Origin of the sequence: Salisaeta longa DSM 21114 (genome assembly GCF_000419585.1) — a bacterium.
Lineage (GTDB): Bacteria > Bacteroidota > Rhodothermia > Rhodothermales > Salinibacteraceae > Salisaeta > Salisaeta longa.
The window spans coordinates 2,516,077-2,528,081 of the sequence record NZ_ATTH01000001.1; the positions used below are offsets into that span (position 1 = coordinate 2,516,077).

Genomic DNA, 12,005 nt, shown 5'->3' on the forward strand with positions numbered 1-12,005 from the left:
GCCATCCCCCTGGTTTTGCCCGCTGCGCCTTGTGCCCTGCTCAAACATCATGCAAGCAACCAGCCGTTGGCTATGAACTGGAGTACCGCATTTTTCCTCGCCCTATCGATCATCGTCGCCACTCCGTTTGCCGCTAGCGCGCAAGACCGCGATAACAGCGCACAAGGCGACGGAAGCACAACGTCCCTGCAGCCCGGGGCAACGGCCCTCCAGTTTCAGATCTCGAATAACTTCGACCTGGATTCCTTTTCGGGCACCGCCTTCTCTTACAAGCAGCAATTATCTGAGGATCGGGCCCGGCGGATTGGGGTGAGCCTTGACAATAGCTATCGCCGGACAAATCTCTCTGAAAATGCAGATGACCTTGAGAGGTCCAGCCTAGATTTAGGGGTTGGAATTGACTATACCTGGATGCATTATACAAATCCAGATCAGGACATTAAATTCTTCTATGGGTATGGCCCCGGCGTGAATGTTGGCGTTCGCCGACAGACCGATACGCGAGACACCTCCGAAGAAACGCGCCAGGTTACATCGTACGGCGTCTCCGGCATAGGATACGCTGGCGTGGAGTGGTTTTTTCAGCCCGCAATGAGTTTGCATGCCGAATATCGCGGATCCCTTGAGGTCAATCACACGCGTGAAGAACGAGAGCTGGAAGGCAATGGCATGCGTGAGGTCAGCGAAATAAATACCACGACCATTCGCCTGGGCGGAAACGGGGTGCGGTTTGGGTTGTCGGTCTACTTTTAGCATGAAGCGGGGCGGCAAGCGGGCGCGCCGCATACGCAGCGCCCGCTGGGCCGTGGATCGGATGGGACGCTTGCATGCCGTCGGCAATTCAAATCTTCCGCGCACGTGGCTACGATGAGGAGATAGCCGATCATCTTGTGCGCGACCTGCTGAATGTAGCCCATCAGAACGAGGTCGGGGGAGGAGCTGAGTCGCCGCATGGCACAACGTGCGCCGTTGAAGGTAACGTGAAGGCACCGGGCGGCCTACGCTCAGGGATGTAGGCATCGAAGCCATGGCCGAGGCCCGGACCTTCGCGGCCGGCGCGTGGGAGCCGGTGGGCGACGACATGCCGTTTCGCGGCTACATGCACCCGGCCGAAGCAGGCGAGTCGCGGGCTTCCCCCTAGCGATGGCTCCGTTTGCTGGCGGCTGTCGCCCGCGCGGCCCCTTGCCAGGGCCTCCTGTTTGCAGTTCTTTCAGATCACCTGTACATTTTGTAATCATTACCCTCGCATGCCGGTCCATGGCTACATGCGATATCGCATAACGTGCTACGCCCACTTTGTTGACATAGCACCGGGCTCGATACGCCCATCGCATTGAGTTTCAGGTGTTTGCGCGAAATTATGGATGCGTGCTATGTCAAGTGTGTTGATATAAGTATAGGTTATATGGCCTAAACACCTTCAGGGAAACCCGATGCCCGCTCTACGTTGAAATAATATCCAAAATAACTTCTTTACGGCGATGAAGACGCTTACCATTAACCTTTCAGACGAGACGGCCGATCGGCTTGAGACTCTCGCCCGGCGGCTGGGCGTTTCGGTCGAGGACCTTGTGCGAAGCAGCGTCGAGGAGCAGTTCAAAAGCCTGGACGACGACTTCGAACAGGCGGCTCAACACGTCTTGGCGAAGAATGCCGAACTGTACCGCCGCTTGGCCTGATGCGGTATCTGACGGTCGAAGAAGTCCTGGGGCTGCATGTACGTCTTCTTGAGCAGTCTGGCGGGAGCGAAGGACTCCGTGATCGAGGCGCGTTGGCCTCCGCCGTCGAGCAGCCCCGCATGACCTTCGGCGGCGAGGACCTGTATCCGACGGTTGCCGAGAAGGCCGCCGTCTTGGGCTTTTCGCTTGCTAAGAACCATGCGTTTGTCGACGGAAACAAGCGAGTGGCGCACGCGGCCATGGAGGTGTTTCTGGTGCTCAACGGTTACGAGATTGAGGCTCCAGTGGACGAGCAGGAGCGGACTCTCCTATCGCTGGCTGCCGGTGAGATCGAACGAGACGCATTTGCCAATTGGGTCAAGGTGCATCTCACCGAGCGCTCCTAAACCAACTGGAAGGCCATATAACCCCACGCTGCAGGCGTCGAACTTGGCGGGCCGCTTGCCACCTTCAAACGCTGGCGCTTCTTGTGCCCTCACCGTATGTTGGAGGGGTTCGCGCCTGAGCTTCATCGTTATACCGCCGTCATGGATTGCAACTCTCTTCCATGTTCATAATCGAGGACGAAATTCACGCTGAAACGCAGGAGGGCGAGTATGCCACCTTCGAGGAGGCCGCTGCCGGGCTCCAGCGGCATGAGGTCGAGATCAAAGGAGTCAGGATCCCATCATCAGCCGGTCACATCCGGCTCAGAATAAGGAAGCCACGGGTCGGCCACAAGACCAGGTTGACGTGGCCTGGTTACGAGATGAGAGCAACGATGGTGGGCACAACAAGGCGCTGTAGCGGAACCAGAGCTGGTCGGCGTTTTCATGATCGTTATTGCTACCGCCACAAGTTGTCCTGAACTTGAGACACGGTGGCCGCAGGGCCTGGGCCGGTGAGCGCCAAGCCGTTATGTAGCGCGCTGCAACTGCCGTCGTCTTTTCCGGTCTAATATGCGAGTTTGCTGCCTCATCTGATCGTTCTACGGCCATGGCTACCAAGACGCTTGACGAGCGCATCGTGAAAACGCCCGGCGTGTGCGGCGGAAAGCCGCGCGTCGACGGTCGCCGCATCACCGTACAGAACGTTGTCATCTGGCATGACCGCCTCGGATGGAGCGCCGATGAGATCGCCAGCGAGTACGACCTCGAACTAGCCGACATTTATGCCGCCTTGGCCTACTATTTCGCCCACCAGAGCGCGTTAGACGAAGCAATCGCCCAAGGAGACGCCTTCGTCCGGGAGATGCGCTAAAAGACGCCGTCGCTGCTCAAAAGGAAGCTGCGAGGCGGGGCGTGAGCGAGGTCGTCCGGTTCTACTTCGATGAGCACGTCGGATATGCCATCCCGAAGGGGGGCGCCGTGGCGTCGATGTCCTGACGCTGGCCGAGACCGGCATGCTCGGGGAGTGATGACGAGCACATGTCATTTGCACGAGACGAGAGGCGGGTCGTCATCACCCATGACGACGACTTTCTTCGGCTGTCCGCTGAAGGGATCGAGCACGCCGGTATCGTGTACGCGCCGCAAGGACGTACGGTCGGAGCCATGGTACAAGGACTCACGCTCGTTGCTCAGGTCTTAACACCCGAGGAGATGCGCGGGCACATCGAGTTCATTTGACGTTGGCCGTAAAGCACTACATAACCCCGCGCTGCTGCCGACGACGGGCGGCGGCTAATTTCCGGCGGTAGCGTTTCAGCTGCTGGCTCTGTACCTTTTCGCTAACCGTCGTGGCAGAGTTTCACCGTTATACCGCTTGCAGAATCCAATCAATAATCAGTAGAAGCGAAAGTGGAAGAGACTAAACATGCCTGAGAATAAATGGCTGCGAGGCATTCTTAGCGGTGCAATCGCATTTGTCGTCGCCAACGTGATAAGCAATATTCTGTTTTTCCATCTTTTCTCGGGTGTGCTTTTCGATCCAGCGTTTCAGAGCGAAAAGGTGATTGCAGTACTGTTTGAGATGGAGCCGCTTCCGCTCATGTTCTCAAACGGACTCCTCTACCTTGCGATTGCGGCAGGCATCGGCATGATTCACGGGCTTGTGTTCGTATACATTGAGCCCGTCCTCCCGCGCGGCAAGGTCGTCAGGCGTGGCGTTGCTTTTGCAGCCATACTTTGGGGATTGATGGCCCTCTACTTTGAGTTCCACGTGCCCTTCAACATGTTCGGGGAGCCCGTTCTGCTCGTCATGTTAGAGCTTTTGCTGTGGGTAATCGTTCTGCTGACCGAAGGCATCTTGCTATCGCTACTTTTCGGAAAACGACGCTCTACTGACGGCGCATGAGGCCAACGGCCATGCCGTTGCATGCAACGAACTACCGGAACAAGCATGAACACAAGGTGGCAGCATTCCACAGTATGGAGCCCATTCGCAGAAGCGCATGAAGTATACTTCTGAACTACTCACATTGTACGCCGGAACGCTGGTACTCATTGGCGTCGCCCTGCTCTTCATGCCCGAAGGGTTTAGCATGGCTATGAATTACGAAGAGACCGCCGCACACGCTCTTTTCGCCCAGCTTTTGGGAGCGGCTTTCATTGGCTTCGCTGCCTCAAACTGGATCGTACGGCATGCCCCCGTTGGCGGTATCTACGGTCGAGCCGTCGTCCTTGGCAATCAGGCCTTTTCCCTTGTTGGGGCACTTGCCTTAATTGGTGGCTTTCCGGCAAGGCCAGGACCTGCGGTTTGGGTTCTCCTCGTTGTTTTCGCTGGTGGGGCCGTTCTTCATGGCATGCTGCTTTTACGCGGCCCCCAACTCAGCGGATCATGAGAGGAACTTCAGAAGCGTCATAACCCAGCGTTGCATCTGGCGGTGGGGTTGGCAGCTTTCCTTGCTGCCATGCGTTTATCAAAGCGTTTCGGTACATTTCAGAAGCGATGCTAGCGAGCCCGGCCCAAGTGAATGCGACCGTTAGGCCGCATCGCTCTTGAATCTTTCTCAACGGAGCAAGTGAACGCCATACCGGTGTGCACCGCTCATTTCATCCTTGTGCGGCGTTCGAGGCTTCAGGTGAAGCCTCCTCCGTGGGCGGTCGCATCCTCAGGGTCAAAGAAAAGTCACATGGTATGTTGCTTGGGGGCTCTGTCGTACGTATCGTGTAACCGTCCAGCTGTTGACATTCGGTGAGACAGCTGATCGGCTCCTGCAGTGATGTCCAATGGTTCAGCGAACAAAGCGTCGATAGAACGTATGTCCAGCCCACACGACAATTCTAAAGAACGCATTGCGCAGGTGATCGCTGCGTACAAGCGCGTGCCCTGGCCGCTATGGGCCCTGGTGGCTTTGTTATTTGCCTTTATGGTGTACTGGGATTACCACATGGCCACCGTGCAGGAGTCGGGTGCGCTGGGGCTCTTCTTGAATAGTCTAGGTTACATGCTCCTTGGGGGTATGCTTTTGATTCCAGGGGGCTTTGCCTGGCTGTACGGCACAGATGCCGTTGAAGCGGCCGAGGCTTCAAGCCGTCCGAGGGACGTTGAGTAACAAAATGGCAAGGTGCGGCGCTTCACGCCCGCGGTGAACCGAACGCTGCGCGGGGAAGTACGTGAGGCGTGACTGCTCCGTCCACCAACCTGCCTCGCCATGTCTGATCCGCGGATTGTGCTGCGCCCGGCCGTTTTTTCGGACGTCCCCACGGTGCGCGCGGCCTTCAGCACGCGCCACGGCGGCGTGAGCACCCCGCCGTACGCCAGCCTCAACCTGGGCGATCATGTGGGCGACGACCCGGCCCGCGTGGCCACGAACCGGTCTCGGTTTTGCGCGCGCCTCGGGCGGGGGCCGGAGGCGCTGGCAACGGCCGGACAGGTGCATGGCGCCGAGGTGGCGACCGTAACGGCCCCCGGCCACACGCCCTTCTGCGATGGCCTCGTTACCGATGTGCCGGGGGTGGTGCTGGCAATTGCCGTCGCCGACTGCGCAGCGGTGCTGCTGGCCGATCCCCAAAGCGGCGTTGTGGGGGCGTGCCACGCGGGCTGGCGCGGGGCGGTGGCAGGCGTTGTGCGCGCCACCGTGGCGGCCATGACGGCCCGCGGCGCGACGCCCGCGCATCTCCGGGCGTACATCAGCCCGTGCATCGGGCCAGCCGACTTCGAGGTGGGGCCCGAGGTGGCGGCGCAGTTTGACGCGGCCTTCGTGCGCCCGCCCAACGGACACGCCAGGCCGCACGTCGATCTGCCGGCGGCGCTGCAGGCACAGCTCGTGGCCGCCGGCGTGCCGCCTGATGCCATCGGCGCCGATCGCCTCAGCACCCTGTCGCACACCGACCGCTTCTTTTCGTACCGGGCGGCCGATGGTCCCACCGGCCGCATGTTTGGAGCCATCGTCCGTCAAGGCCCCGAACAGGCATCAGCGGCTGCGGAGCGTTAGGGTGCTTCGCGCACAACCCGCAGGCCGCGATAGGCCGGGGGCACAGCGGGCGCATCGGGGCTCCAGGTTGGCGTGAGCGTCACGGCCGACGCGCCCGTCGGCACGGCGCCGCTGGACGTGGTGGCCCACTCGGCGACGTTGCCGTTCAGGTCGTACAGCAGCACGCCGTCGGCGCTGCCGGGCGGGCGGCTGCCCACGGGCATCAGCAGCGTGGCGGGCGACTGGCGCAACAGCCGCGCGCGAATCCTTTCGTAGGCGTCGGCGGTGGGCGTGTAGCCGGCCCAGTACGCGGGGGTGTTCTCGGATGCCCCGGCCTGCTTCTGGAGCGCTTTGGCTTCTGCCTGCGTGGGGAGGCGGTACGACGCGCCGGTCTGCGCATTCAGCCAGTCGACGTACGCTTGCGCCTGAGCGGCGGTAAGGCCGTGCGCCGGATGGTTGGCGCGGCCTGCGGGCACGGAAGTTTCGCTATACGCGGCCCACTGCGCCTGCGTCACCTCAAAGCGGCCCACGAGCAGCGAATCGCCCAGCGCCACCATCTCCGGGAGCAAGCGTCCGTCCTGCATCACGCCGTAGCGCCCGTCCGCCATCGCGGGCGGCGCGTGGCGTTCCAGCCGTGCCAGCGGTGCTGTATCGGCAAGGAGCCGGTCGGCCACGCGCTCTTCCATCGAGGTGGTGTCGAACAGGTACGTATCGAACCACTTCAGGTCTTCTTCCACCTTGCGCCGCTGATGCGAGAGGCGCCGGAAGCCGTGTGGCTCGCCGGGATAGCGGAGGTAGCGCACGGGGGCTTTCCCAATCTGTTGCAGGGCGCGGTAGTGCTCCCAGCCCTGTTCGCTGGGCACGGCCCGGTCTTCCGTGCCAAAGTGGATGAGCGTGGGCGTGATCACCTTCTCCATCTCAAACAGCGGACTCTTTTCGATGTAGTGCTGGGTGAATTCCCACGGTGGCCCCTTGAAGTACGAGTTGTCGAAGCGCGCGCCGAACGCGCAGTTGCCGTAGTCGCTCGTCCAGTTGACGTCGCCCGCCCCCGGCGCGGCTACCGTAAACAGCTCGGGATGCTCTACCGTGAGCTGAATGGTGAGGATGGCGCCGTTCGACCAGCCCATCACGCCCAGCGAATCGGTGTCCACGAGGCCCTCGTCGGCCAGGTGCTGAATGCCCTGCACGATATCCGGAATTTCCAGCTCGTAGTATTTCCCCTTGATCGACTCGACGAACGCGAGGCCGTGATGGCCGGAGCCGTGGTAGTTGGGGCGGAAGACGAACGCGCCGCGCTGCGCCCACAGCGGGGCGTAGACGGTCCAGCCCAGGCGCCACGCGTCGAGGTCAACGCCGCTTGGGCCGCCATGAATGACGGTAACGAGCGGGTAGCGGCGGTCGGGGCTGTAGTTGAGCGGGTAGTGCAGGATGCCGTTGACGGTATCGCCGTTGGCGCCCTGCCAGCGCACCACCTCGGCCCGCGGGATGGGCTTGGCGTCGAGGTAGGCGTTCAGCGTCACCAGCGTTTCTTCGTCGCGGATGGTGCCGCGCGCGTACGATCCGACGCGGTACACCGGCGGCGTGTCGGCGGTGGAGTGGCTGAACACGACGGTTTCCCCCCGCGGCCCAATCGAAAACGAGGTGCTATGCTGCAGGCGGGCGTCGTCGATGGGTTGCGGCTGCCACCCTGCGGCGGTCTTCCGATAGAACCGCGGCTTGAGCAGCGGACCGTCGGCCAGTTGCACGTGCACGCCGTCGTCGGTAACGGCATAGCCGCCGTAGCCCACGCCGTTGGGCCAGTTGAGCGGCACCTTTTGGTAGGAGCGGTCGGCCAGCGTAAAGTAGTAGAGTTCGGTGATGCCGGCGCCCTCGTGCTCCGGATCGGAGCTAAACGAGTCGGTGGCATAGAAGCCGGCGCCGTCGGGCGTCCACGTGTAGTTTTCGGGATCGAAGTATTGGCCGGTGAAGAGTTCGGTGCGCGTGCCCGTTTGCAGGTCCAGCAGGTATTGCAGCGGTTGCCGGCGGGCATCGGCATCGACGGGCGAGGGGTCGATGCTGTACACCACATAGCGGCCGCCGGGGGCAACAGCAACATCACGGATGCGCCCCTGGTTGTTCGACGCGCGCGTCACCTCTTGCGTGTGCACGTTGACGCGCAACAGGCGCGTGGGGTAGTACAGCGATGTGTCCTCGATGACGATGGCGTCGTCTTTGGCGTCCTTCAGGGCCTGCTCGTAGCGCGTGTCCTTGGCGCGGGCCACGACGAGCAGTTCATCGTTCGAGCGCCATTGGAAGTCGCCCGCCCCGTGGGGCAGCGACGTGACGGGGTAGGGCGCGCCGCCGCGGGCGTCCATCAGCCAGATCTGCGGCCCGTCGTCTTCTTTGGTTTCTGTGGCGCGGGAGGAGCGAAACGCGATATGCGTGCCGTCGGGGCTCCACTGTGGTGCGCTGTTGTTGCCGCTGCGGGTCAGGCGCACCGTGGCCGGCGCGGTGCCGCCGTTGGGGTCATCGCGGTAGGTCAGGTACACATCGGAGGTGGTGCGGTCCTCCTCGAAGTCGGGCACCCGCTTCACCCACAGGATGCGCTGCCCCTGCGGACCGATGTCGACCTGCGAGAGCGAGCGCTGCTTCAGCACATCCTTGATCGACCACGGGCCTTCGGGCGGCTCGGGGGGCGCTGTGGGCTGGGGCTGGGCGTGCAGCGGACCGGCAACGAGGAGGGCAAGCAGGCAACACAACAGGCGCATGGCGGCACAAAAGCAAGTCGGGAAAGGCCGTGGGCACCAAAAGATCGGGGGCCCGACCCAGAAAGTCGAGCCTTTGCCCTCGCTTCATAAAAGAAAGCCAAACATCAGCACCGATGGGTACACCCTACGGTATGAACGACATGACGCACCCCTGCCCGTGCGCGGCAACACCCGCACCGAGCGCTCAGGGCCGCTGGGTGCACTTGATAGCATGGGCCCCCAAGGAGGATACCTACGTTTCGATGCGAGAGGTCGAATGGGCCGCATGCAAGCGCCCCTGAAAGCATGAACGTGAGGTTAGGGTTGTGTAAATCACTGCAGAATCAGGCATCCATTTCCCTGCTTGTATGTACTTGTAAACACAACAAAAGCAGTACCGATGCACGCTTTCTTTGCTCGCGCACGCTAATCCAAATGACTTAAGGCGTCATGACAGAGACAACTACACCAGTATCCGAGTCGCCCCCTCGTTTGCCGCGCCTCAATGAGCCGGCACCTGCGTTTGAAGCGAAAACCACGCACGGCATGGTATCGCTCGATGATTACAAGGGGCAGTGGCTGGTCCTATTTTCGCACCCAGCGGACTTTACCCCGGTGTGCACCACCGAGTTTGTGGCGTTCGCTGAGCACTACGAAGAGTTCCAGGCATTGAACACGGAATTGTTGGGGCTGTCCATCGACAGTTACCATTCCCATATCGCTTGGACGCAGCGCATTAAGGAGAAACTGGGGGTTGAAATCCTGTTTCCCATTATCGACGACGTATCGATGGATGTAGCCTCGGCCTATGGGATGATTCATCCCGGCGCGAGCGACACAGCATCGGTGCGCACCACATTTATCATCGATCCGGAGGGAGTCCTCCGTACGATGTTGTACTATCCAATGGAAGCAGGACGCTCGATTGCCGAAGTGGTTCGTACGGTGAAAGCGCTGCAAACGGCAGATGCCCATGCCGTTGCTACGCCGGAAGGGTGGGCGCCGGGACAGCCCGTTCTGCTCGGATCGCCACAGTCGCTTGCGGATGCCGAAGGGCGTATCACAGCCGCCGATGCGGAAGGATACGACTGCAAAGACTGGTACCTCTGCTTTAAAGATGTACCGGAAACCGAAGGGAATTAGCACCGGCTCCGTCCACAGCGGCCGTTCTGTGCCAGATGAGTAAAGACATCTAGCAGGCCGTACCCGCCGGAACGCCGCGGGCTGCTGTGTCTCGATGCGTCGCTGTAGCACTGCTACAGCTGCTTCGGGCGCTTTGCAGCCGCGGCGTTTTTCCGTTGACCCGTTGAGGGCCCGAACAGCGATCAGTTGATACCAATGGACACCGGCAGGCGCGCCTGGGTTGATCCGTGCATGCCCGCGAGGCGCCGCAGGGTGCGTTGCTGTTCCATCCAGAGGCGCTCCAGCGGCGAGGCCGTCCAGGCCTGCCACAGCTGCGCCGCTTGTCCGTAGAGCTGCTCGTTGAGCTGCTCGATGAACGTTTGCGGGCGGGGCAGAAGCCGCACGCGGTGCGGGCCGTCGCCCATGCCGGCTTTTTCGGCCGCGATGTTGATGGCCTCGTGCAGGCCGCCTAGCACATCGACGAGGCCCACCTCTTTGGCATCCTCGCCCGACCACACGCGGCCCTGGGCAATCTCGTGCACGCGGGTGGTGTCCATGCCCCGCCCGGCGGCCACGCGCTGCAAGAAGGTGTTGTAGGTTTTGTCGATTGACTGCTCCAGGAGCGTGCGCTCGCGGGCCGTGAAGGGCTGAACCTGGGAGTAGATGTCGGCCAGCGGACTCGTTTGCACGCCGTCGAACGTAACCCCGAGGTTCTCTTCGAACAAGCCGCTCGCGTCAAAGAACAGGCCAAAGACGCCGATGGAACCGGTGATGGTGAGCGGGTTGGCCACGATGGAATCGGCAGCGGCCGCGATGTAGTAGCCGCCGGAAGCCGCGAGGTCGCCCATCGACACGATGACGGGCTTCTCGGCGGCGGTGAGCCGCACGGCGCGCCACATCGCCTCGGAGGCCGCTGCGCTACCGCCCGGCGAGTTGATGCGCAGCACCACGGCCTTCGTTTCGTCGCTGGTGCGCGCCTCTTTCATTGCTTCGCGGAACGGAATGGAGCCGGCCGAGGCCTGATCGTTGCCGAACGGGTTGGTGCTTGGATCGCCGCTCACAATGCTTCCGGTGGCATACACCACGTCGATGCGGCCCCGGCTTTGCGGCTCCAGCCCCACCGACGCCGCCGGCACGCGCTTGTACCCGTCCACCGACACGGTGGTGAGGGTGCCGTTGGTTTTGGCCCTTAGCAGGGTGCTCACCTCATCGTAATAGCGCAGTTCGTCGATTAGGCCAGCCTGCAGTGCACCCTCGGCGCCCAGCACCGCGTTTTGGTCGGCCAGTTGCTCCAGGCGCTCGGGCGTCACACCCCGCGCCTGCGCGACGGCCCGCTTAAAGTGCGTGTTTTGCGTTTCCAGCAAGGCGTTGAGCTGCAGGCGGTTGGCGTCGGAGAGGTTGCGCCGCAGGAACGGCTCCACCGCACTTTTGAACTGCCCAGCGCGCACGATCTTCGGCTCCACGTTCAGCTTGTTGAGCGCCTCGGCGAAGAACGGTTGCGTGATGGAAAAGCCGTTGAGCTGAAACGGCGCCAGGGGGGCGGCAAACACGCTGTCGGCCACACTGGCCAAAAAGTACGCCTTCTCGCCCATGCCAAAATCTTCGCTGGAGGCGATAAGCGGCTTGCCGCTCTCCTTAAAGCGCATCAGCGCGTGACGAATTTCTTCCAGCGTGGCCCACTGCAGCGGGGCTGCAGCGCGCGTGCGCAGCCACACGGCCTGGATGCGCTCGTCGGCCGCGGCCTTGCGCAGGGCACCCTTCAGGTCGATCAGGTCGTAGCTGGAGCCCTCGCCAAACGCCGCCGCGAAGGGATCGTCAGCGGCCCGCTCAGGGATCGGCCCGTCGATGGTCACCTCGAGCACCGAGCCGGGCAGCACCGACGGCGCCGGCGACGACGAGAGCGAGATGGCAAAAAAGAAGAGGAACGCCAGGAGAAACAGCACAGCAAATCCCACGAGCGTGCCAATGACGCTCGCGAGCAGCGTGGAGAGAAAGCGCATGAGAACGTCTGTTCAGGAAGAAGGAAGCGTGCAGGGGCATCTACTACCGCACGGCGCAAACGCACGTTTCCATGCATCGGCCGTTTTGGTTTAGACGAACAACAGCCGAAAGCGGTTACACCGCGAGGGCCTGCCGGCAGGG

The 12,005-nt window shown here is 61.9% G+C and carries 11 protein-coding genes and 1 pseudogene; 10 read left to right on the forward strand and 2 right to left on the reverse strand.

The genetic code is table 11. From position 1 onward, the window contains the following. Window positions 1–72: 72 nt before the first annotated feature. The 9 genes and pseudogenes from SALLO_RS0110490 (at window position 73) to pgeF (ending at window position 6,036) form a co-directional block, all read left to right on the forward strand. Entirely contained in the window at window positions 73–753 is a 681-nt protein-coding gene (locus tag SALLO_RS0110490) for a hypothetical protein (RefSeq protein ID WP_157621403.1), read from the forward strand. A gap of 728 nt (window positions 754–1,481) precedes the next feature. Next, entirely contained in the window at window positions 1,482–1,679 is a 198-nt protein-coding gene (locus SALLO_RS0110500) for a ribbon-helix-helix domain-containing protein (protein ID WP_022836263.1), read from the forward strand. After that, a complete protein-coding gene (locus SALLO_RS0110505; RefSeq protein WP_028567146.1) occupies window positions 1,676–2,065 on the forward strand; it encodes a type II toxin-antitoxin system death-on-curing family toxin in 390 nt (129 codons plus the stop codon). Before SALLO_RS0110500 ends, SALLO_RS0110505 begins: the two co-directional genes overlap by 4 nt. Before the next feature lie 589 nt (window positions 2,066–2,654). Then, on the forward strand, window positions 2,655–2,918 hold the full coding sequence (locus SALLO_RS16615) for a DUF433 domain-containing protein (RefSeq protein WP_051141363.1): 264 nt from the start codon (window positions 2,655–2,657) through the stop codon (window positions 2,916–2,918). A gap of 164 nt (window positions 2,919–3,082) precedes the next feature. Then, window positions 3,083–3,286, forward strand: a pseudogene (locus SALLO_RS17860) (DUF5615 family PIN-like protein); the annotation flags it as partial. A gap of 187 nt (window positions 3,287–3,473) precedes the next feature. Then, window positions 3,474–3,953: a hypothetical protein gene (locus SALLO_RS0110525; RefSeq protein WP_022836266.1), complete on the forward strand. Its 480-nt coding sequence runs from the start codon at window positions 3,474–3,476 to the stop codon at window positions 3,951–3,953. 97 nt (window positions 3,954–4,050) lie between these two features. Further along, entirely contained in the window at window positions 4,051–4,440 is a 390-nt protein-coding gene (locus tag SALLO_RS0110530) for a hypothetical protein (protein ID WP_022836267.1), read from the forward strand. A 420-nt stretch (window positions 4,441–4,860) separates the two neighbouring features. After that, window positions 4,861–5,154, forward strand: coding sequence for a hypothetical protein (locus tag SALLO_RS0110535; protein WP_022836268.1), 294 nt, complete (start codon window positions 4,861–4,863; stop codon window positions 5,152–5,154). A 99-nt stretch (window positions 5,155–5,253) separates the two neighbouring features. Next, on the forward strand, window positions 5,254–6,036 hold the full coding sequence (gene pgeF / locus SALLO_RS16625) for a peptidoglycan editing factor PgeF (RefSeq protein ID WP_022836269.1): 783 nt from the start codon (window positions 5,254–5,256) through the stop codon (window positions 6,034–6,036). On the opposite strand, the gene SALLO_RS16630 is transcribed toward pgeF, so the two are convergent. Then, window positions 6,033–8,762 carry a S9 family peptidase gene (locus tag SALLO_RS16630; protein ID WP_022836270.1) on the reverse strand — a complete coding sequence of 910 codons (2,730 nt, stop codon included), beginning with the start codon at window positions 8,760–8,762 and terminating at the stop codon, window positions 6,033–6,035. The genes pgeF and SALLO_RS16630 overlap by 4 nt on opposite strands. Window positions 8,763–9,191: 429 nt before the next feature. Here SALLO_RS16630 and SALLO_RS0110550 point away from each other — a divergent pair, with 429 nt between their 5' ends. After that, the gene (locus SALLO_RS0110550) at window positions 9,192–9,884 is read left to right on the forward strand and encodes a peroxiredoxin (protein WP_040605765.1); all 693 of its coding nucleotides are present in this window, start codon (window positions 9,192–9,194) and stop codon (window positions 9,882–9,884) included. 182 nt (window positions 9,885–10,066) lie between these two features. On the opposite strand, the gene sppA is transcribed toward SALLO_RS0110550, so the two are convergent. Further along, window positions 10,067–11,863 (reverse strand): signal peptide peptidase SppA, encoded by a 1,797-nt coding sequence (gene sppA, locus SALLO_RS0110555; RefSeq protein WP_022836272.1) that lies wholly within the window; start codon window positions 11,861–11,863, stop codon window positions 10,067–10,069. Window positions 11,864–12,005 lie beyond the last annotated feature (142 nt).